15 protein-coding genes are annotated in these 24,141 nt (G+C 31.7%); 3 read left to right on the forward strand and 12 right to left on the reverse strand.

The genetic code is table 11. From position 1 onward, the window contains the following. Positions 1–30: 30 nt before the first annotated feature. The 8 genes from G5V56_RS08865 to menD form a co-directional block, all read right to left on the reverse strand. The gene (locus G5V56_RS08865; protein ID WP_166964014.1) at positions 31–1,347 is read right to left on the reverse strand and encodes a hypothetical protein; all 1,317 of its coding nucleotides are present in this window, start codon (positions 1,345–1,347) and stop codon (positions 31–33) included. A gap of 190 nt (positions 1,348–1,537) precedes the next feature. Then, positions 1,538–3,025, reverse strand: a complete 1,488-nt coding sequence (locus tag G5V56_RS08870) for a RagB/SusD family nutrient uptake outer membrane protein (RefSeq protein ID WP_166964016.1) — start codon at positions 3,023–3,025, stop codon at positions 1,538–1,540. Positions 3,026–3,036: 11 nt separating this feature from the next. After that, on the reverse strand, positions 3,037–6,093 hold the full coding sequence (locus tag G5V56_RS08875) for a SusC/RagA family TonB-linked outer membrane protein (protein WP_166964018.1): 3,057 nt from the start codon (positions 6,091–6,093) through the stop codon (positions 3,037–3,039). Positions 6,094–6,294: 201 nt separating this feature from the next. Next, positions 6,295–10,497 carry a hybrid sensor histidine kinase/response regulator transcription factor gene (locus tag G5V56_RS08880; protein WP_166964020.1) on the reverse strand — a complete coding sequence of 1,401 codons (4,203 nt, stop codon included), beginning with the start codon at positions 10,495–10,497 and terminating at the stop codon, positions 6,295–6,297. 548 nt (positions 10,498–11,045) lie between these two features. Then, complete coding sequence (gene mnmE / locus G5V56_RS08885; protein WP_166964022.1) at positions 11,046–12,437, reverse strand: tRNA uridine-5-carboxymethylaminomethyl(34) synthesis GTPase MnmE; 1,392 nt, start codon at positions 12,435–12,437, stop codon at positions 11,046–11,048. A gap of 7 nt (positions 12,438–12,444) precedes the next feature. Then, a complete protein-coding gene (locus G5V56_RS08890) occupies positions 12,445–13,278 on the reverse strand; it encodes a CvfB family protein (protein ID WP_166964024.1) in 834 nt (277 codons plus the stop codon). Positions 13,279–13,367: 89 nt separating this feature from the next. Next, complete coding sequence (locus tag G5V56_RS08895; RefSeq protein WP_166964026.1) at positions 13,368–13,706, reverse strand: DUF2853 family protein; 339 nt, start codon at positions 13,704–13,706, stop codon at positions 13,368–13,370. Positions 13,707–13,804: 98 nt separating this feature from the next. After that, positions 13,805–15,565 (reverse strand): 2-succinyl-5-enolpyruvyl-6-hydroxy-3-cyclohexene-1-carboxylate synthase, encoded by a 1,761-nt coding sequence (gene menD / locus G5V56_RS08900; protein WP_166964028.1) that lies wholly within the window; start codon positions 15,563–15,565, stop codon positions 13,805–13,807. A gap of 128 nt (positions 15,566–15,693) precedes the next feature. Between menD and G5V56_RS08905 the strand changes: the two genes are divergently transcribed. Continuing rightward, positions 15,694–18,915, forward strand: coding sequence for a S41 family peptidase (locus tag G5V56_RS08905; protein ID WP_166964030.1), 3,222 nt, complete (start codon positions 15,694–15,696; stop codon positions 18,913–18,915). Between the two features lie 14 nt (positions 18,916–18,929). On the opposite strand, the gene G5V56_RS08910 is transcribed toward G5V56_RS08905, so the two are convergent. After that, positions 18,930–20,057, reverse strand: a complete 1,128-nt coding sequence (locus G5V56_RS08910) for a chorismate-binding protein (RefSeq protein ID WP_166964032.1) — start codon at positions 20,055–20,057, stop codon at positions 18,930–18,932. Positions 20,058–20,059: 2 nt separating this feature from the next. Then, positions 20,060–20,485: a PaaI family thioesterase gene (locus G5V56_RS08915; protein ID WP_166964034.1), complete on the reverse strand. Its 426-nt coding sequence runs from the start codon at positions 20,483–20,485 to the stop codon at positions 20,060–20,062. A 54-nt stretch (positions 20,486–20,539) separates the two neighbouring features. On the opposite strand from G5V56_RS08915, the gene G5V56_RS08920 reads away from it, so the two are divergent. Both G5V56_RS08920 and G5V56_RS08925 read left to right on the forward strand, forming a co-directional pair. Beyond that, positions 20,540–21,187 carry an alpha/beta hydrolase gene (locus G5V56_RS08920; RefSeq protein WP_166964036.1) on the forward strand — a complete coding sequence of 216 codons (648 nt, stop codon included), beginning with the start codon at positions 20,540–20,542 and terminating at the stop codon, positions 21,185–21,187. Continuing rightward, positions 21,184–21,747, forward strand: a complete 564-nt coding sequence (locus tag G5V56_RS08925; RefSeq protein ID WP_166964038.1) for a GNAT family N-acetyltransferase — start codon at positions 21,184–21,186, stop codon at positions 21,745–21,747. Before G5V56_RS08920 ends, G5V56_RS08925 begins: the two co-directional genes overlap by 4 nt. Positions 21,748–21,761: 14 nt before the next feature. Here G5V56_RS08925 and G5V56_RS08930 read toward each other — a convergent pair whose 3' ends face one another. Together G5V56_RS08930 and G5V56_RS08935 are read right to left on the reverse strand one after the other, a co-directional pair. Then, positions 21,762–22,445, reverse strand: a complete 684-nt coding sequence (locus G5V56_RS08930; RefSeq protein WP_166964040.1) for an SGNH/GDSL hydrolase family protein — start codon at positions 22,443–22,445, stop codon at positions 21,762–21,764. A gap of 99 nt (positions 22,446–22,544) precedes the next feature. Then, positions 22,545–23,987 carry an MFS transporter gene (locus G5V56_RS08935; protein ID WP_166964042.1) on the reverse strand — a complete coding sequence of 481 codons (1,443 nt, stop codon included), beginning with the start codon at positions 23,985–23,987 and terminating at the stop codon, positions 22,545–22,547. Positions 23,988–24,141 lie beyond the last annotated feature (154 nt).

A 24,141-nucleotide genomic window follows, 5' to 3' on the forward strand; every position in this document is an offset into this window, starting at 1 on the left:
AAAAATAATATGTTTAAAATGGTATAGTTGCTATTTTATTTTTTCAATTTCCAATAGCATAAGCAACGATTCTATAGTTGATTCTGCACCTGAGTTTTTATTGACTTCATTTGGACCAGTAATCCCATCAAAACAAACTCCTGTACTTGGATTGTACATAGCCTTATTAGCATCATTTTTACCCGATATCCATAATCCTAGTTCTTTAGCTATGGTCAAATATTTATCATCATTTGAATAACGATATGCTTCGGTGGCTGCCCAAAGCATGGGTCTAACTCCATAGGCTATTTGAGGATATTTATTCCTCTCTACTTCAACAAAATTATTATCTGCTTTATGTATCCAAAAAGCTTCCGCAAACCCATTTTGTAACATCCAAGGGTAAAAATTTTCAATCTCCATGAGAGCACTATCAATATAGTCTTGATTATTAAATGCTTGACCTGCTCTTAAAAGTGCATATGCTTGATTATTTCCCCAAGCATGCCATAAATTTTCAGAACTTAAAAAAGCTCCATAAGGATAATTCTCAGCATCACCCTTTTGCATAAGCATAACACCTTTGACTAGATGATCAATTAATATTTTAGAATCGTTATTTCCAGTTCTTATATAATTATTCAGCAATCCCAGAATCAATATAGCTGATTGGTCTGCAGCTGATTTCCCAGGCAACCATGTTGGCAATTCAATAGTATTAATAACTTCTGTAGTTAAATAAGATGTTGGAAGGTCTCTTTTAATGTTTATTATCAATTTTTCCGAAGCAATTGCTATCCTATTTGACATATCCACATCAGATTTCAAAAAAGGATATGCAGACTCTATGGCCCATAAAGCTCTAAATGACCACCAATCAAGAACGGCAATTGATGTTCTGTATTTCGTGTTTATAGTAAGGTCATTCCATATAAAATTATTAAAATAACCATTTTGGTTTTGCATCTGTAAAACAAACTCAGTAAGGTTTTTAAGCTTTTCCAATGCTATTACATTATCACCATATAATTCTAAATATTTGGTTAACATCACAATAGCCCTTGACACATCATCTACGCAAGCAAAACCCTCATTTGGTTCAATTGCATAAACATAATTTGGATATTCACTGTAGATATTAATAATCCCAACTTTTTTACCATTAAAATTAATCTCATTATAAAGATGGTTAAAATGACTAAAATTTATTGCTCCATTTGGTAGTGGTTCAGAAGGAATAATTTCTATATCAGGATTTGAAATGCTTTCTGTAGGTGCCTTATCAGGAAAAGTGGTGTTACTATCATTGCATGATGAAAAGACCAAAAGCAACATAATTAAAAGATGGGTATTTATTTTAAACATAAATATCATGTATTCAAATTTGTGTTTTTGTAGTTATTGCTTAGTCAAATAGTTATGAGTGTACTTAAAAAAGTTTAGATCATTATAAAGATGAAATCCACATAATTTTTGATTAAAAGAGAAGTAGCAAACTAATAACTACTTCTCTTTAAACAACTAAACTCAAAAATTAACTATTGTAAAAGGCAAATTAATAACCAGGATTTTGGGTAATAGTTCCTCCTGACTTATCTACTTCTCCCTGTGGAATTGGATATAAGTAATTTTTGTCTTGAAAATTCTTTCCTAGACCTGTTAAAACAGATTTTGCAGTTCCCCATCTTTTTAGATCATTAAATCTTTGAGACTCAAAACCTAATTCAACTCTTCTTTCAGACATCAACCATCCTTTTATTTGAGCTGGATCAGTAGAACTTGGTCTGTCTGCCAAAGTCCCTACAGGAACAATAGAACCATCTGCAGTTGCAGTAGTTCTTGCTCTTGTTCTTACTTGATTTATAATTGCAATAGCGCCAGGATAATCTTCTGTTTCATTAAGAGCCTCTGCTTTCCAAAGTAGCACATCAGCATAACGAATATAAATTTTATTACTAGGAGCATCATCATTTCCTTTGTAGTCACCAACTGTATTGCCCAATAATTTTGAGACATTTTGATTGGCTACATCTACCGTATATAACAATCTTGGGTCGTTAGGTTCAAAAGCATTTATAAAGTCAGTACTTGGTGCTATAAAGCCCCATCCTACCAAAGCACACAAACCGTTACCTTTTCTTGGGTTTTGATCTGATACATGATCGTAGGCAAAAATAACCTCGCTATCAGAGAACTCTTTAGTTACATCAAAACTATCAAAATAATTAGCGTTTAAACTATAAAAACCAAGAGCATCCAATTCATTGACAAGGGTAATTACTGTCGCCCAATCTTCATTATATAAGGCAGCTTTGGCTTGCAATGCAATGACTGCTCCTTTTGAAGCTCTCCATGGTTCAGAGGGAGATGGATACTTTGAATTTGGTAATAACGATTTTGCTTCTGTTAAATCTGAATTTATCTGTCCCCAAATTTCTGAAGCTGGTACTCGAATTGCAACATCAAAAGCTTCTTCAAACGATTTTAATGGAACCGTTAAAAGTGGTACATCTCCAAAATTATTGACTAAATCAAAATAATAAAAAGCTCTTAAAAAATAAGCTTCTCCCAATAATTGATTCTTACGGGCATCAGCAATACCAACCTCCTGAGTTACTTCTGAATTGGTTAAATAACTTATGGCAAGATTTATTCTATTGATGCCTTCATAATCATAAAGCCATAATCCATTAAACCCACCGTTATCCGAAGTAAAACTAAAAGCACTAAACTCATCCATCCAGGCTTGATCACCGTCTGGATTCCATTTCTTATTCATATCATTAGAAGCAATGTCCTGTAAAATAAAATCATTTCTAAGTACAGTTCCGTCATCCCATCCCCATTCACCTATAATATTCAAGGTGCTTGAAAGAAGTTGATAAGAAGAGCTTACAGAAGACTCCAAAGTTGTTATTGTTGGAGTTGTATCAATTTGATCCAATGTAAGAAGACCGATTGGCTCTTTTGTTAGTTCATCATTACAACTAACAAAAGTTGTGATGATACATATTGCGATTAAAGTATTATATATATATTTCATAATTAATGCTTTTAAAATTTAACATTTAAACCCAACAAAACGGATGATGATGATGGATAGGTTCCTCTATCCATTAAATCTGTTGATTCAGGATCCATACCAGTATATTTTGTTGCTGTAAATAAATTTTGACCAGATACATAAAGACGGATATTTTGAACTCCTTTTATTTGATTTATGGTATATCCAAGCTCAACATTTTTAAGACGTAAATAAGATACGTCTTCAACAAAAATACTTGACACTTTACTACTTCCATTATCTTCAAATGCTACTCTTGGAATTGTATTACTAGTACCTTCTCCATCCCATGCACCTAAAATATTGGTTGTATAATTAAATGGTCGTGTATCATAATCTAATATTTTCTTAGAATCATTATATCTATCAACACCTTCTACACCTTGAAAAAGGAATGAAAAGTCAAAGTTTTTATATGATGATGAAAATGAAATTCCATATGTTAAATCTGGTATTGAACTTCCTAGAAATTTCCTGTCATCAGAATTGATAATTCCATCATTATTTATGTCTTCAAATTTAATATCCCCTGGTTTTACACTAGGGTTTAAGGTTCCACTTAAATGACTGTCAATTTCTGTCTGATTTTGATAAATTCCAATCATTTTATAACCGTAATATGCATTTAGTGGTTGACCAACTTGTGTTCTTGTAACTTCCCCAACTAGATTAGGCACATTTGGATGTAATTTCTCAACATTGTTTATTACAGTTCCTATGTTTGCGTTTATGCTGTATTGGAATTCTTTACTTGACTCTCGATAGTTTAATGAAAACTCAAATCCTTTGTTGCTCACCTCACCAGCGTTTACAATTGTAGGAGAAACATCTCCAACAATACTTGGCAAACCAATTGGTAATAGAATATCTGATGTATTTTTTACATAATATTCTGCAGAAAAAGTTAGCTTATTGTTTAACAAACCTAGATCAACACCTATGTTTGTTGATTCTGAACTTTCCCATTTTAAATCCTCATTTCCATAACGATTTACAACAACTTTACCATCTGTTTGACTAATTAAAGTTAAAAAGGCATAGTTGTCAATCTCTTGATTTCCTAGTTTACCCCAACCTGCTCTTAACTTCAAATTTGATAACCATTTAACATCTTTTAAAAAGTCTTCATCAGAAATTTTCCATCCCGCAGAAATTGAAGGGAAATAACCCCATCGGTTTTTTTCTGAAAATCTTGAAGATGCATCTGCTCTCATATTAGCTGTAACCATATATTTGCTATCAAACACATACGACGCTGATCCAAAGTAAGAGAACAATGCCCATTCTGAAGCACTTCCTCCATTCCATAAATCTGCTTCTGTTGCTCCGTAATCAATATATCTAAAGGTATTATCAGTATTATCAAAACGCGATCTACTCGCTCCAATTGAAGAGCTATAATTATCAATGTACTCCATTCCTATTAATGCACTGATATCGTGTTTATCATTGAAGGTTTTTGCATAATTTAATGTATTATTGAATGTAATAGTACGTGCTTCACCTCGTTCTTCACTTAAATTATTTGGACGATTTTGTCTTCCTAATCCTTGATCAGTGGCATTTCCTCCGCCGTCGTCATCACCAAAATTCTCGTTAAATGTTTTATTATGAATAAATGATAAATCGACTCCAACGTTGGTTCTAAAAGTTAGTTCTTTATCCTTTAAAAAAGAATACTCGGCATATATGTTTCCAAAGGTTCTAAAATCTTTTCTTACATCATCTGTAAAATAAGCTAATGCTATAGGGTTTTGTGACCATTCGTACTTATCACTTTCCCATCCACCATTATCTCTATCATTATTCAAATAAAAAGGCAAATCTGTAAATGGGTCTCTTTGAGAATATGTAGGATCATTAACATCCTTATAAACTCCAATAACAGGTGGTCTCAATAATGCATGTCTAATAATACCAGGAGCATCACCTTTTGAAGATAATTTATCTTGTGTTGAGTATGTTAATTGAAGATTTGTTCCAATTTTCAAACGATCTGTTAAATCAACATTAAGATTGGTTCTATAAGTTAATCTCTTGTATTTATCATTATCAAATATTACAATACCATCTTGACCATAATAGCCTAATGACATTAAAAATTGAACTTTATCGCTACCTCCACTTGCTGTAAACTGCAAGTTTTGTGATTTTCCGGTTTCAAATAATTGATCGAGCCAATCAGTATCAGAGAAATCACTTCTTCCTTTGTCAGCAGTATAAGGATTTACACCAGTTCTATCAGAATTATTCCATGCCTTTTCAACAGTATTCATGTATTGTTCTGCATTGAGCATATTTGGTAAGTTAGAGGCATAATGTAATCCTGTAAAATAGTTTGCATCAAAAGTTATTTTCCCCTCTTTTCCACTTTTTGTTGTAATTAACACTACACCACCAGAAGCTCTTGAACCGTATATAGCGGCAGCAGACGCATCTTTTAAAACAGTCATTGATTTTATATCAGCTTGATTTAAAAAACCGATATCTCTTGTAGGAATACCATCTATTACATATAATGGATTATTGTCACCAATAGTTCCTAATCCACGAATACGCACTTCAATAGGATCACCAGGAGCTCCAGTACTAGATGTTACCTGTACACCTGCAATTTGTCCTTGCAAGGCCTGAGTAACATTTACTACCCTTGTTTTTTCAAGATCTCCCATATCCACAACCGAAACAGCACCTGTTAAGGTTGACTTTTTTCTTGATGAATATCCCACAAGAACAACCTCATCTAATGCCTGCATATCTTCTGATAACATGATATTAATTTGGGATTGTCCGTTAAAATTGACTTCCTGTGTTGAATAGCCTACCATACTAAAAACAAGGACAGAATTAGTAGCTACATTCTCTAAAGTATAATTTCCATCAAAATCAGTTGCTGTCCCTGATGATGTTCCTTTTATAATAACATTTACTCCAGGTATGGGGCCCTTGTTATCTGTTACAATTCCCGTTACGGTTTGTGCACACAACGCACTTCCAAATAACATAACTCCTATAAAATATAGGTTATACATAAAGCGCTTTTTCATAATAAAAGAGAATTAAATTGATTAATAATTTGAGTACTTTTTTTCATGATATAAATTAGTTTAGTGAGTTAATATGTTATCAAATCTGATTTGAAAACCTGATGATAAATTTAGATTGAGAGTACAGCAAATAGTGTACACTATATCATCAAAAGTGTACACTAACTGTTAACAACCTCTTTTTAAGACAATTAAAATGAGTTATTCTTGATTTATTCTGGAATTATTTTTGATTTGATAATTTTTAGGTGTATGATCATACATTTTTTTGAACTCCCTATAAAAATAAGATCGGTTATTAAAACCTGATCGATAACAAATCTCTGAGACCGTAAAATTACTTTTTTTCAATAATTCGGCTGCATACTGTAACCTTATGGTTCGAATTAAATCTCCTGGAGAAAAACCAAAATTTTGTTTAATTTTTCTATATAATTGTGAATTACTAATGCCTAGCTTTTCTTCAATAAACGAGCTTTGCAGATTATCATTTTCTATGTTATTACGAATTAAATCGATAACATTTCTTAACAATTCTTTATCATCATTATGTACTTCAAGATCTTTAATGTTTTCAATAAGCGTATCTTGAGCCAAATGTTTTAAAATAAGTTCCCGCTCTTGTAAAAGTTTTTTAACCCTAATAAGGATATGCTCTGGATGGAATGGTTTTGGAATATATGAGTTCGCTCCACTCTCAAGTCCTTCAATGCGGTGTAAAATAGAGCTTTTAGCAGTCAGCATTATAACAGGTATATGACAAGTTCTATCATCGCTTTTAACTTTTTTACACAACTCTATACCATCCATTTCTGGCATCATAACATCACTGATAATAATATCAGGAAGGTCACCTTTCATCTTTTCAATTGCTTCCAAGCCATTATTTGCAATAATAATTTTGTACTTTTCTTTTAATAATTCATTTAAAAACAATTGTATCTCTCTTTCGTCTTCAACAATCAGTATCACTTTGCGTTGTTCTAAAAAAGCTTCAAGTGATGACATTTTATTTAAGACACCGTCTGAGTCATTGGGACTTTCATCAAGTATATTTTTAAGGTAATCTGAAATTAAAATTTGACTTCCTTCTATATCAATTTCTTTGCTTTTAAATGATTCTTTACTACAAGGAATCATGATAGAAAAAATGGTTAATTTATTAGGCTTACTAGACACATCAATATCTCCTCTTAGCACAGTTACTAATTTTTTAATGTATGCTAAACCTATTCCTGTTCTAAACAAATCAGTATCTGTTTTATCTGCTGTATCCGTTAAAAAAAACCTATCAAATAAAGAGTCTAGTTTTTCTTTTGAAATTCCTTTACCTGTATTGGATACTTTAATAGAAAGCGTTTTTATTTCATTGCCCTGAATATTGAGCTCTAATTTAATATTGCCATTTTTTGGAGTATACTTAAATGCATTGGATAATAGGTTGAAAATTATTTTTTCAATTTTATCCTTATCATACCAACCAACTAATTCTGTTGGCAATTCCAAATTATACTCAATATTCTTATCTAAAGCCCATTCATCAAATAACTCTGCTATTTGTTCAACCAAATTGACCAAATCAAACTGCTTTACTGTAACTTCCAAATAATCATATTCAGCTTTTCTGAATTCAAGTAATTGTTGTGTTAAAAAAAGGAGCCTAGAAGAGTTTCTCTGAATCATATTTATAAACTTTGTACTTCGCTCTCCTAAATTTTCAGATTCAGCAAGCTTTTGTACAGGCCCTACTATTAAAGTTAAAGGTGTTTGGAATTCGTGGGCAATATTTGTAAAAAACGTCAGTCTATTTTGGTGGATTTCTTCCTCTCTCTTTTGAAAAATAATGTTTTGCCTCAATTTATATTGTTTGTTAAAATAGCTCCAAACAAAAAGGAGAAAAAGCAACAGTAAAATAAAATAAACGAATATGGCCACATTTGATTGCCAAAAAATAGGTTTTATTTCAATATCAATAGCATGAACAGCTTTACTCCAAATACCATCGCTATTGGACCATTTAATCCATAAAGAATAAGACCCTTTTGGTACATTAGTAAAAGAAATGATTCTTCTATTATTAATGAAATTCCAATCTTGATCAAAATTATTTAGTTTATATGCATATTGGCATTTTTCACTGTTTATATAAGTTAAAGCTGCCAATTCTACATCAAAAAAGTTTTGATTGTGTTGTAAAACTATAGATGGAAATGTTTTTGAATTTGGAGAAACAACAAGTCCTTGGTAATATGGAATTTCTTGATTTTGACCACTAATTTTATCAATAAGAATATCTGGTATAACTTGAGATTCTTCTACTTTAGATGGCAAAAAATAATTAAACCCTTTAATCCCACCCATAAAAATAAAATCTGTACTATTATTTTGATAAAAAGCCCCGTCTGCAAATTCATTGTTTTGCAACCCTTCACTTTTAGTATAGTTAATGAATTTTGATTCCTTAAATACAAAATTAGATAATCCAAAATTTGTACTTATCCATAGGTTAGATTCATTATCTGAAACAATCCCGTGAACTGTATTATTTGGAAGGCCATCTTTTACCGTAAAGTTTTTAAACCTTGGTTCTTTACCATCACTAAATTCTTCTAGAACATTCAAACCAAAACTTGTTCCAATCCAAAGTCTTTTTGCTATATCTGTATGAAGACATAAAATATCGTTGTTTGATAAACTCTGTGGATCATTTTTGTTGTTTTTAAATGTTTTGAATGTATTAGTTATCTTATTAAAAAGATTTAGCCCACCTAGCCTAGTTCCTATCCAAAGCTCATTATTGCTTTTTGGAATTATTGAAAAAATAATATTGCTACTTAAAGATTCCTTTGCTCCATTTGCAGCTAGATATTGTTTAAAGTCAGTTATTTTTAATGCTTCTCCTGAACGTGAAATTTTAAAATGGATCATTCCATATCCATTAGTACCCAGCCAAATAAAACCATCTTCATCTTGATAAATTGCATAGGTAGACTTAAAATATGAGCAAAGCTCACTTCCAATAATATCTGACCAAGCAAAAAGTTTTGATTTTTTTAAATCAAAAACATTAATTCCTATACCATCTGTTCCAATAAAAATAAGATCTTCCTGTCCTTTACAAAGTGAAAACACAGCATTATCTATGGAGCTATTACTCTCATTAAAGTTTTGATATGTTATTGGTTTGTTAGTGTTTAAATAGAATTTAGAAGGAAAGCGGAATAATCCACTTCCTTTAGTTCCTGCCCAAAATGAATTCCCTTCTACTTCTAAAAAAGCTCTTACAATACCTCCATCTATTTCAGGTACTTGCGTTTTAGAAACTAAATTAAATACTTTTTTTTGTGGGGACATTTTAAAAAGCCCATCGCCATCGGTTCCTGTCCAAATAACATTTTCAGTTCCTTGTAACAATGTTGTTATTTTTTGATTTTTTAGTTTCTTAGTCCATGCATTATTTATTGTTTTTCCTAAACTATCAATAACAAAATACCCTGAATCATTATATAACAAGAGCCCATCTTTAGTTCTTGATACAACATCATGAATGTTATTATTTTCTATTTTCGTCTCAGTTCTGTCATTAAAAGAATATAATACAGGCTTCCCAGAAACCGCAATAAAACACATTTTGTTTTGAGACAGAATCCCAAAATCTTTCACATTAGTTATAATCTGTTTTAATTGAGAAACTGTTTTTTTACCTTTATTATTGGTTTTTAGTTTTAAGGAATAAAGTTCGTTGTTATCTAATAGTAAAAGTAATTCGCCATTTTGTGTGAATACCATCTTATTAATAGCTCTACTAGGTAGGTTTTTAATTTTCAATAATTGAAAACTATCCCCATTAAAGTATCCAATACCCCAGTCTTTAACTGCACAAAATACTGTCTTGTTGCTGTCAAGCGCCATATTAAATTCAGATTCAGAAAAAGGAGGCTTGTCTTTTCTAGAAAAATAATATCTCTTAAACGTGTTTGATTTTTTGCTGTATCTATTTAAGCCGTGCACAGTCAATACCCATATATCTCCAGTATTATCTTCGTCAATTTTAAGGATTACTTGGTTGGTAAGACTATGTTCATTATTCAATTCCGGTCTAAAAACCTTAAAACTATTACCGTCATATCTGTTTAAACCATCCCAAGTACCAATCCATAATAAATTTTGAGAATCTTGAAATATGACATTTACAGAACTATTGGAAAGCCCATTTGTATTATCTAATTGCTCAGTGGAATATTTAACATCAAAAGAATTTGATTTATCAATATAGGTGTCTTTAAAAGAAGGCTGCTCTATTATGTTTTTTGGTAAAATATTTAATGCAGTTTGTTCATGCTTTTTACCACAACCAATAATTGATAAAAAAATAATTGCTATTAGTAATTGACTGGATTCCAAATCGAAATTTTATAGATTAAAAACTTAAGTAAACAAAGAAAAAACAACGTTTCAGTCAATTGTCATACCCTCCATACAAGAATACGAATTTTACAAAAAGATTGCTTGTTTTTAATTGATTATTTAAAAACACATGCAATTATAGTGATTGTATATTTTTTATAGAGAAAATAATTAGATATAATAGTTCTATTATTTAATATAATTTTAACCAAAAAAGGTTGAAGGTTCTACCTGTAGAAGGAACTGGACTTGAAATTTTCAAATGTGATAACATAAAAGCATAATTAAAAGTAGTATGCCTTTATTAAATTCATGTTCCTTAACCCTTTACCTTACCATAGAACTTATTAAATAAAGTATTGATACATAAATTACCTCACCCCTATTTTTATCTATTTAAAGAAAAATGACACAAAATAGGAACAAATTTTACTATCAAAAGTGATTAATCAATTTAGATAATTTTTTTCAGAAGAAATAAAAATTTTTGAATTAATTATATTCAATAAAAATAACTATAAAATACTTATAATCAATTAATTAACCTATTTACCGATACAAAAATTAGCAAAAATATTTCCCAACAAATCATCATTCGTAATCTCACCAGTGATTTCCCCAAAATGATATAAAGCCTGACGGATATCAATCGCCATTAAATCGCCCGATAAATCTGTATCAAGACCATATTTTACTTTTTGAATTTCTTCAAAAGCTTTTAAAAGCGAATCGTAGTGACGTGAATTGGTGATAATCGTTTCGTTATTTCTTAAAGCTCCAGTATTAATTAAATTTAAGAGTTTATTGGTTAATTGCTCAACACCAAAACCAGTCTTTGCGGAGAGTAGTTGAATTTCTGGAATGTCTTTTTGCATGACCGCAATCTGAGTGTCGTCGATTTGGTCAATCTTATTTGCAATAACAATCAGTGGTTTTTGCGGATACTTATTTTTAATTTTTTCAAGCTCAACTATAAATTGCGATTCTAACGCTTCAAATTGTGTACTATCAAATAAATAAATAACCACTTGCGCTTGGTCTATTTTTTCGAATGTTTTCTTAATACCAATACTTTCAACAACATCTTTGGTGTCTCTAATTCCGGCAGTATCAATAAATCTGAATCCTATACCTCCAATAGAGATTTCATCTTCTATGGTGTCTCTGGTTGTTCCTGCAATTTCTGAAACAATCGCACGTTCTTCATTCAAAAGCGCATTTAACAGTGTTGACTTCCCAACATTAGGTTCGCCAACAATAGCAACAGGAATGCCGTTTTTAATTACATTACCAACAGCAAAAGAATCTATGAGTCGTTTTAAAACAAATGTTATGCGTTCTATTAGTGCTTTAAATTGTGTTCTATCTGCAAACTCAACATCTTCTTCAGCAAAATCTAATTCAAGTTCAATTAAAGATGCAAAATTTAAAAGCTCTTCGCGCAGTTTTGCAATTTCAGATGAAAAACCACCTCGCATTTGTTGCATGGCTATTTGATGAGATGCTTCATTGTCACTTGAAATTAAATCGGCTACTGCTTCAGCCTGACTTAAGTCTAATTTTCCGTTTAAAAATGCGCGCAAGGTAAATTCTCCAGCCGTTGCCATTCTGCAACCATTCCGAAGAAATAATTGAATAATTTCCTGCTGGATATAATTAGAGCCATGGCATGAAATTTCGACTACATCTTCACCTGTATATGAATTTGGATTTTTGAAAACTGACACCAAAACCTCATCAATCGTTTTGCTATCATCAATAATATGACCTAAATGAATAGTATGTGTTTTTTGGTTGCTCAATGACTTTGTAGCGGTAACTGATTGAAAACAGGAATCAGCTATTTTTATAGCGTCGCTTCCAGACAATCGAATAACAGCAATCGCACCTGCTCCTGAAGGTGTTGCTAACGCTACAATGGTATCTTGATGAATCATATATAATTTATTCTGCTAAATAAATTCCGTCTGATTTAATGTCGATATGTTTTTGTTTGTATAATGAGCCAACTGCCTTTTTGAAGTTTTTCTTGCTCATTTGAAGCTGCTCTTTAATATCTTCGGGACTCGATTTATCTGTAAGATTTAAAAAACCTTCGTGGTCTTGCAGCTCTTTCATGATTCGGTCTGCATTGGGCTCGATATTTCGATACCCAATTTGACCTAAAGAAATATCTAACTTATTTCCAGGACGAATTTTTTTAACAATCCCTTCTAATTTATCGCCAATACTCAAATCTTGAAAAATGGCATCTTTATAAATTAATCCCGAATGGATTTTATTTACAATTACATTCATACCAATATCAGAAGGGTGCGAGACTATTAATTCAACCTTATCAAACTCTTTTACCGTAAGTTCTCTATTATCTAAAAACCGATTTGTTTTGCTCGAAGCCACTAACCTATTCGTTTTTTCATCGATATAACAATAGACCAGATACCAACCTCCAGGTTTCATTTTAAAGGCTTGTTCTTTAAACGGACAAAATAATTCTTTTACCAATCCCCAATCTAAAAAAGCCCCATAATCGGTGACTTGATTACAACGTAACACAGCAAAATCATCAAGTTGAATATAGGGTTTGTCTGTAGTTGCAACCGGTCGTTCTTCATTATCAAGATATACAAAAACATCTATTTTTTCCCAAATTTTAAAATTTTCGGGAACATATCTGTTTGGCAACAACACTTCATTCCCCTCTTCATCGGCAATATAAAGTCCTTGTACTGCTTCTCTTATAATCTCTAAAGTATTTGTTTTTCCTAAATGTATCATGCTGCAAAGGTAATGATATTAGCCTTTTTTAAATAAAAAAGCGCTGCAATATTGCAACGCTTTAAAATGATACTATAATTAATGGGTTATTAATAAACAGATTCTTTTTTAAAATGTTTTGTTAGTAAATAATAAACCACCGCTCTGTATTTATTTCTGTTAGACTTTCCGTAAGTTTCCATCACTGAATCTAAACCTTTATCTAGTTCTGGTCCGTCTTTTAAACCTAATTTTTTAATTAAGAAATTATTTTTAACTGTTGCTAATTCAGACTCATCTGAACCTGAAACAGTTGCAGCATCTGCATTGTAAATTGATGGTCCGCAACCAATGGTTACTTTAGTTAATAAATCCATGTCTGCTGAAACACCGCATTTGTCTTTTAAATCGGCAGCATATTTTGCAATTAATTCATCTCTTTTACTCATAATTAAAGGTTTTTGTTTATTTTATGTTAAATTTTTGCGTTCTAAAGATATTAATTAAGACACAAATTACACTAAAAGTCACATACTTTTTAAATCATTTACGCTATAAATTCAAAATATTTCAAAAGAATATCATCATTTATGATTCTAGGCGTAAAAATTTCAAGTAGTTTTGGTCCTTCAGAGGCATTATAAAATACTTCTAATTTATTTTTAATCTGCTTTTCTGAAGTAGCACTAGTATATTCAAAACCATACATTTTACTTAAATATTTGGCATTTAAGTTATGTTTAGTTTCAAAGAATTTATCGAAATTTTCTGTGTTTTTTTGTCCTGGAAGTATTCTAAAAATTCCTCCTCCTTGATTATTAATCACAATAATTCTGAAATTTTTAGGAATGTAATTATTCCACAAACCATTACTATCATATAAAAAGCTTAAATCACCCGTAATAAAAACGGTTGGATTTTCATTAACAACAGCACAACCTACAGATGTACTTGTACTACCATCTATACCGCTTGTGCCTCTATTACAATAAACTTCAAGCGTTTTGTTAAGATTAAACAATTGAGTATATCTAATTGCTGAGCTATTGCTTACTTGTAAAACAGAGTTGTCTGGAATAGATTTTAACACCAAATCAAACACTTTAAAATCGGAATATGGTATTTGTTTTAAATACAAAGCATGTTTTTCTAATCGGTTTTCTTTAACCAAAGACCAAGTGTCTTTATAATCACTCTTTACATAATGAGTGATTTTTGGCAATAAGTTTTCAAAAAATTGATTAGGCGTTGCTTCAATATGAATACTTAAACAAAAAAACGTGTTATTAGCTCGTTTTTTATCAACATGCCAATGGTGTTTAGGTTGAAATTTTCTCAAAAAAGCTTTTATTTTTTTTGAGACAATTAAACCACCAAACGTCAACAAAATATCGGGTTGTAATTGTTTATGTTCTTCTACTGACAAGGGGGCTATAAGCTGATCTATACTAGGAAAAAAAGTAGAATGATGTAAATTAGAAGTTGTTTCTGTTAAAACAATTACACTATCGTCTTTAGAGAGTTCTTCCAACCATTTTTGTTCTATTTTGCGAGGGCCGTTAACGCCTACTAAAATCATTTTCTTTGAAGATGAATTCCAATATTCCAAACACTCCTGAAGCGTATAAGCTTCTATGTCCTTAGATTTAGTGGTAACATCAATAACTTTAGGTGCCACACTTAGCTTATCAACAGTCTCATAAAGTGGTTCATCAAAAGGAATATTTATATGTACTGGTCCGCTATTGGTATTTGCTATATTAATAGCTGTATTTATTTCAAATTCATTATGTTCTTGAATATCTTTTTGAAATCCTAAAAAGCGCTCCAATTTACCTTCAATGGTCTTCATAATGGGCAAATCTTCAGTAATCGGAATGTTATTTTCATCTTTTAAATCTAACTTAAGATTTGCCGAATGTAAAATATGGTTTGCAAACACAAACTTTTGGTTGATTGTTTGCCCATCGCCTATATCAATTAAATGTTTTGGTCTATCTGCAGACAATACTACTAATGGAATGTCACTATAAAAGGCTTCTGAAATTGCAGGATAATAATTAAGTAAGGCACTACCAGAAGTGCATACTAATGCTACTGGATGGTTTAATTGCTGGGCTATCCCCAATGCAAAGAAACCAGCACAACGTTCATCAACAATACTATAGCATTTAAAAAAATCATCATTCGTAAATCCAATGGTCAATGGGGCATTTCTACTTCCAGGAGAAATTACAATATGCTCTATTTTTTTTGCCTTGCACAGTTGAATCACCGTTTGAGCGAGAGGAATTTTAGGGTATTTCATATGGTTCAAAGTTACCAAATTTTATGTGCTTCAGAAAGCAAAATTAAAGAATAGTAATTCAACTTCATTTAAAAAAATTAAAGAAATATATTTCCTAAATTGTAAGACTGAAAATAAATTTTATTCACATGAAATTATTAACTCTCTTATGTTTAGTATGCTGTTTATCTTTTAATGATTCTTTCTCTCAAACAGATGAAAATCTATGGATTAGAAACACCTGTATTTCCCCAGATGGAAGTCAAATTGCATTTACCTTTAATGCCGATATTTATGTAGTTCCAACTAATGGCGGAACTGCTAAAAGACTAACCACACATAGCGCTTACGATACAAAACCCGTTTGGTCTCATGATGGTTCCAAAATAGCCTTTGCATCAAATAGATATGGAAATTTTGATGTGTTTGTCATGTCGTCTGTTGGTACAAACGTTAACAGATTAACATTTCACTCAGCCGATGACTGGCCAACAGATTTCTCAAATAATGATGATGCCGTTTGGTTTAACTCAATTCGTTTAGACGCTCAAAACTCTTTATTATTTCATCAACTAGGCGAATTATATAGTGTATCACTAAATCCAAATATGCCTACACAACTTTTAAGCATTCCTGCTTACGAGGCTAAAAACAATACCAAAGGAGATATTCTATTCGAGGAAATTAAAGGCTATGAAGACCAGTGGAGAAAACATCATACATCATCAGTAACGAGGGATATTTGGATAAAAAAGACTTCTGGAAATTATCAAAAAATTTCAGGGTACAAAGGCGAAAACAGAAACCCTGTTTTTGGAAAAGACGATACCTTTTACTACTTATCAGAAGCCTCTGGAAGTTTTAATGTGCAGAAATCTTCATTTTCAAATCCAAACATTGTAACCCAAATTTCAAATTTTAAAACGAATCCTGTTAGGCAGTTATCAATTTCTAACAATCAAATTTTATGCTATAATTATAATGGGAAAATTTATACTCAAAAAGAGAATGAGGAACCAAAACTAGTTAGTTTTACTATTGGAGGTGATGAATCTATCTTACAAAATGAATTGCTATTTGTTAATGGTGATGTTAGCGAATTTAAAACCTCTCCAAACGAAAAAGAGCTGATTTTTATATATAGAGGTGATGTTTTCGTAACTACCGTTGAAGGAAATCTAACACGTAGATTAACCAATACCCCTGAACAAGAGCGAAGCATTGATATAAGTCCAGATGGAAGAACCATTGTTTATGCAGGAGAACGAAACAACAGTTGGAATCTATACACACAAACTATCCCCAATAAAGATGACAACTATTTTACTAATGCCATAGAACTAAAAGAAGATGTTTTGTTGGCCAATGAATTTGAAACATTTCAACCAAAATTTTCACCTACTGGAGAAGAAATAGCCTTTATTGAAGAACGAATAAAGCTTAAGACCATCAATTTAAAAACTAAAGCCATAACAACCATTCATAACGGGGAAAAACATTTTTCTTATCAAGATGGGGATCAAGATTTTCAATGGAGCCCAGACGGTCAATGGTTAGCAATCACTTTTTATCCTGACCAATATTGGCATGGAGAAATTGGTATTATAGATTCCAAAGGAAAAAACAAACTAGTTAACGTTTCTAAAAGCGGATTTGACGATTCATCTCCAAAATGGTCGCCAGATGGAACCATTTTATACTGGTCTTCGGATAGAAATGGTATGCACAGTGTTGCCAAAACCGGTCCTTCTGAACTGGATATATACGGCGTGTTTTTAACACAAAAAGCCTATGACGAATTCAAGTTAAGTAAGGATGAATTCTTTCTTTTTAAAGATGATAAAGAAGAAGATACGGATAAAAAAGAAGATGACAAAAACGCTAAAACGGATGAAGAAAAACTCAAAGAAAAAACAAAGTCCATTACAATTGAATTTAATAGATTGGATAAACGAAAAGAAAAACTTTCTCTGTTTTCAACGCGTCTCACTGATTTTCTGATAGACAGTAAATCAAAATACTTATACTACTTAGGCAAAGCGTCGGACAAAGCTGACTTATGGCAACTCGATTTAAATTCTAAAGAAATAAAATCTTTAGGTCAATTTGGAGATGGTGGAAGTATTGAATTTGATAAAAATGATGAAAACATATTTGTTTTAAGTGATGGCAAAATAAGCAATGTCGATTTAAAAACTAAAAAAAATAAACCTGTTGGGTTACAAGCTGAAATGCCCTTTAATCTAACTGCTGAACGTTTGTACCTTATGGATCATGTAACGCGTCAGGTTGAGAAAAAGTTTTTAGACCCCAATCTACATGGAGCACCTTGGAAGGAGCTTTCTAAAAATTATAAGAAGTTTGTGCCAAATATCAATAATGATATAGATTTTAAAGATGTGTTGGGTGAATTACTTGGAGAACTCAATGCGTCCCATACTGGAGCTCGATTTAAAGAAAAAAATGAAAAGGGAGACGAAACAGCATCTTTGGGAATTTTTACTGAAGAAAATTATATGGGTAACGGTATTAAAATAGCAGAGATTATGGAAGGTAGTCCGTTAATCCAAGGAAAAGAAGAAGTCGTTTCTGGGGTCGTTATTGAAGCTATTGACAATGTTACCATTACGCCTAAAATGAACTATTACACCTTACTAAACAGAAAAGCCCATGTGCCAACTATAATTTCTTTTTATAATCCGGCAACAAGTAAACGATGGAAAGAGCTCGTAAAACCTATTTCAATTAATGAAGAAAATGAATTAAGATACCAACGTTGGATCCGTAAAAATCGTAATTTAGTCCATCAATTATCTGATAATCAAATTGGTTATATGCACATAAGAAGTATGAGTGATGGAAGCTTTAGAGAGTTTCTTGAGGAGGTTATGGGAGAAGAAGTTAATAAAAAAGCTCTTGTAGTTGACACCCGATTTAATGGAGGTGGCGATCTTGTTGATGATATCACCACCTTTTTAAGTGGTACAAAATATATGGAATTTAAAAATGCTGGAAAGATAGTTGGAATCGAATCACAACGGCGTTGGACAAAACCAAGTATTATGCTTGTTGGCGAGTCTAATTATTCTGATGCACATTGTACACCAGTTGGCTACAAAGATTTGAAAATAGGAAAACTGGTAGGTATGCCAGTTCCAGGAACCTGCAGTTTTGTTTGGTGGGAACGTATTCAAAATGGAATTGTTTTTGGTATTCCGAATATGCAGGTGACTGATATTGTTGGTGATGTGTTAGAAAACAAAGAATTAGAACCTGATATTCTAGTTAAAAATAATTTTGATGATATAACCAATGGGATAGACGACCAGATTGAAGCTGCCGTTAAAGAATTGCTGAAAGAGATTAATTAAAATAAATAGCTATTTTATTTTAAAACCGATTTCATAGTTTGTGCTTTTTTAATAGTTTCCTCCAACTCAGATTCTGTATTAGAAGCTTTTGTAATGCCTCCACCTACATAAATAAGAGCGCTTTGGTCTTTAATTTGCATGCAGCGTAAGTTAACATAGAGTTGTGTACTTTTTTTGGTAATTGCATATGCTCTGTTCTCAATATTCCGTTTACTAGATCTCGGTTTTAGTATGGAATCGTAATTAAGTTCTCCTAAGTATCCTGAGTAAAACTCGCGGCTATATTGTTCTTGTTCTAAAATAAACTCTTTTGCTGCCATTTTAGGAAGACCACAGACTGCTGGCGTTGGATGTAACCTAGAAATAAGGTCTTTTAAATTAAAATGCTCTAACTTTAAATTAGCCGAAATCATGGTTCTTAAATGCAATAAATTTCCAGCTTTTACTGTTTCAACATCTGAAATTTTTAAATTTTCAACAAACGGTTTTAAGTTTTCTATAATAAAATCTGTTACTATTTGCTGTTCTGCTCGTTCTTTATCTTTCCAATCAACATCCATATGTCCACTATATTCTTGAGTTCCAGCTAATGCCATCATTGAAAAATGATTGCCTTCAATTTTCATTAACGTTTCTGGAGTAGCACCTAGCCATAACCCAATTTTGGGATGATACCAACAATATACAAAGGCCGATGGGTAATTTACGAGTAGCTTTTCAAAGGTTTGAAAAAGATTAAACTCAGAAAGTTTTACCGTTTCTTGTCGTGATAAAACTACTTTATGAAACGCACCCTTTTCAATGGCTTTAACCCCTTTTTCTACTAAATTAATATGTTGTTGCTTTTCTTTATTAGCAACGGAAAAATAGTCATTTCTTACAGCTGTCTTATTTGTACGCGTATAATTGTTAATTTCAATAGATTCAGAATTTTCTAAAGGAATTAAAACACTATTTTGACTGTCATCAAACGGTGCAAAAACAAAACCAGATGTTTTATAATCCTCAACATAATGCAGTTTCTTGTCTGATTGTAATAATCCCTTAACTGTAGAAGAATTTGGTTTTCTATAGGCTACAAATGGTAATTGCTGGTTATAGTGTTTTTGAATGGTTTCAAAAAACTGGTCTGAAGTAGTCAAATCTATTTCTTTTTGGGTAATGAAATGGTTGATAATCTACAGATAGAGATTAAATTATCGTCGTCATCAGTCACTCTAATATCTAATAATTGTGTGGTTTTTCCTTTATGCAAAAAAGTTGCTTTTGCATAGACAAAACCTTTTGTAACACTTTTTAAATGGTTTGCTGTAATTTCTATACCTCGAACAAAAAATTCTTCTGTATCAATAAAAATATGAGATGCAAAACTACCTACACTTTCTGCTAAAGCAGCAGTAGCTCCTCCATGAAGAACACCGTCTGGTTGATGCACTTTTGGTGTTACTGGCATTCTGGCTATCAAAAAATCATTTCCATAGTCTATCATTTCAATATCTAAGGTTTCCATTAAGGTGTTTTTACTCACTAAATTTGCTTGAGCTAAAACAGCTTCTTTAGTTAATTGCATAGAAAAAATGTATTTTTAAAGTCGAACTGTAAAAGTACAAAACCAAAGCTTAAAATGAATTCAACTGAAAGAGAAATATCGTTTCAAGTTACCAATACCTATTCAACCTTAAATACGTTAACCAGCAAAACAAAATATATCTGGTTTGTTTGTCATGGTATGGGGTATTTAAGTCGTTATTTCTTAAAATATTTTGATGTATTAAACCCTGAGGAACACTATATTATTGCACCACAAGCGCCAAGCAAATATTATATTTCTCCTAACTTTAAACATGTAGGTGCCAGTTGGCTCACAAAAGAAGAAACTGAATCAGAGACTGAAAACATCATGCGTTATTTTGATGCTGTGTTTAAAGCAGAGTCATTACCAAAAGATTATCAATTAATTGTTTTAGGCTATTCACAAGGTGTTTCTGTAGCAATGCGCTATGTAGCACAACAACAATTGTTATGCCATCAACTCATATTGATGTCTGGCGGCATCCCAAAAGAATTAACAAAAAATGATTTTGAGTTTTTAAGAGGAACAACAAAAGTGCAGCTGATTTATGGAATAAACGATGAGTATTTAGACAACGACAGAATGATCTATGAAACAAATAGAGCTCAGGAATTATTTGGCGATAATGTAAAAATCGTTCCTTTTGAAGGAAACCATAATGTAAATAAAGAGATTATTAATCATATTATAGAACCATGAAACCTCCTGCTTTAGAAAATGAGCGTGTAAAACTATCCTTATTGGATTTAAGTAATTACAAGCATTTGTTGCCCATAGCGCAACAAGAAAACTTGGTGCAATATTCGCCAAGTGATATTTCATCACCTGAAAAATTAAAAAACTATGTTGAAATTGCGGTAGATCACTATTACCATAAAACAGCTATTCCTTTCATTATTTTCGATAAAGTAAAAAACACTTATGCAGGAAGTTCTCGGTATATGAATATGAATTGGAACTATAAAGTTTTAGAAATAGGTTCCACTTGGATTGGCAGAGAATTTCAAGGAACTGGGTTAAATAAACAAATAAAATTTTTAATGTTAGAATATGCTTTTGAAACCTTAAACTTTGAAAAGGTAGAATTTAGAATTGACGAACGCAATATTCGCTCCAAAAAAGCGGTTGAAAAACTTGGTGCCACATTGGAAGGTGTTTTACGTAAAAACGTATATTTAAAAGATGGCTTTAAACGGAATACCTGTTGTTATGGCATTTTAAAAGAAGAATGGTATGCTATAAAAACAACTAATTTTTAGCAACTTATATATTTTTAATTTAAAACTTTTTTTAAAGCTTCCTCTAACAGTGGTTCCATTACTAAATACCCTTCTTTGTTTGGGTGTACAGTATCAATTCCTAATTCTTTTTTTAACCCATTAGATGCATCTGCCATAGCCGAAAAGTAGTCTACGTAAATAATATTGTTGGCTAAAGCATATGATTTTAAAAGATCGTTAAGTTTAATTATTTTTTCTGTAGGCATTATACTTGGTCTCCAAGGAAAAGAATTCGCTGGAAGTACCGAACACAATATCACTTTTATATGGTTTACTCTAGCCAGCTCTACCATAGATTTAATATTACCGAAAATCATTTCTATAGAAATTGGTCCTGTATTTTGGGCTATATCATTGATTCCTGCCAAAATAACGACAGCAGAGGGGTTTAAATCAATAACATCTTGTCTAAAACGTAACAACATTTGCGGGGTTGTTTGTCCACTTATCCCTCTGTTTATATATGCTTCGTTTTTAAAAAATTCAGGATGATGAACTGACCATCCTTCAGTTATGGAGTTCCCCATAAACACAACTCTATTTCCTGTAATATTTGAATTCATTAATTCCGTATTTGCCTTTTGAAACTTGTTCATATTCGCCCAATCTTGAGCATATAAATTCTGATTAATAAAAAGTAAAATAATGCTTAATAAAAATAATTTAAAATACCTCATAATAGTTAATCGTTTTCTATTTATAAAAGTTATAGCTCATTATAAAAAAATCCCAATGAAAGACATTAGGATTTTCTTTATATCAACTAAATAAAATTTTTAATGTCCTCCAGCTATCTTTTCATCAAAGCTAATACCTTGTGCTTTTAAAATACCTTTAACTCTCCATGCATAAAAAGCTAAATAAGCAAAACAAAGTACTCCTACTATATAACTTGCTTGGATTCCTATACTTTCAGAAACTAAGCCTTGTAATACACTTATAACACCACCACCCATAATCATCATAATTAAAAAACTACTTCCTTGACTTGTATTATTACCCAAACCACTAACGGCTAACGTAAAAATACAAGGCCATAAGGTACTACAGAATAACCCAACGCTTGTAAACGCATATACACTAACCATTCCATCAGTAGTCATTCCTATTGCCAAAGCTAGAATTCCTAAAAGAGAAAATATCAATAGCATACGGGCAGGATTTCCTTTACTTGCAATGTCCGCGGCAATTAACACTAAAATTACTAGGGCATAAATATAAAAAGGAGTTAAGTCGTGTTTTGCTATAGCATTGACAGCTAAAAATACACCAAAGGCAAGATATGGTGCTACAAAGCGTAATATTTTTCGCAGATTGACATCACCGGTAAAGGCTTCAACAGCACCTGTCCAACGACCAATCATTAAACTGGCCCAATACAATGAAATATAAGGTGCAATATCAGAAATTGCAAAATTCAAGTTATGCTCCATATAGGCTGGTAAATTACTTGCGGTAGATACCTCAACACCTACATATACAAAAATACCTATCATTCCTAAAACCAACTGAGGGTATTTTAATGCTGATGTTTTAGCTTTCTCTTTAGTGCTACCCTCCTCTTCTGCAATCATTTTGGGTTTATCTGGCAAAGATGAAAATTTTAATAAAACAGCAACAAGTAAGAAGGCTAAACCAAGCACCAAATAAGGAATCTTTACACTTTCAATACTCATGTTGGAAGCGGCTCCTGCAAGAGGTGTTCCAAAAATCGCGAAACTCACAATAAGAGGTCCTATAGTTGTACCAAAATTATTAATACCTCCAGCTAATGTTAAACGTTGAGACCCTGTTGAAATTGGACCAAGCGCAATAGCTAATGGATTGGCAACTGTTTGCTGTAATGAAAACCCTAAAGCTACTATAAACAAACCCGACAACATAAGAGCAAAAGAGCCTGTGTTGGCTGCTGGATAAAACAATAAGGTTCCTAAAGCTGAAATACCAAGTCCTAACACCAAACCATTTTTATAACCTATGGTATTGACAATATCCTTTTTAATTAAAATAGAAATTCCCATATAAATAAGGGATCCAACGGTATATGCTATGTAAAACGCAAAAGAAACTAATTGGCTTTCGCCTTGGGTTAAATCAAATGCTTTTTTAAATACAGGGATAAGAATATCATTACTTGCAGCAACAAATCCCCAAAAAAAGAAAACAGTGGCTAAAGGAATAAATTGGCCCCATTTGGTAGGTGAATTTTCAGAATTCATAATCTTAGTTTATAATAGTTTTAGTTAGAAATATATTTTTTATCATTGAAAACTGTAAATATATTTTTTATATGGGAGATATGAATATCTTTTCAAGGTTATTTTAAAAAAATGCATGATTATTTATATTAAGGATTGAATAGAAAAAAAATCC

Source organism: Yeosuana marina, from assembly GCF_011762485.1.
GTDB lineage: Bacteria > Bacteroidota > Bacteroidia > Flavobacteriales > Flavobacteriaceae > Yeosuana > Yeosuana marina.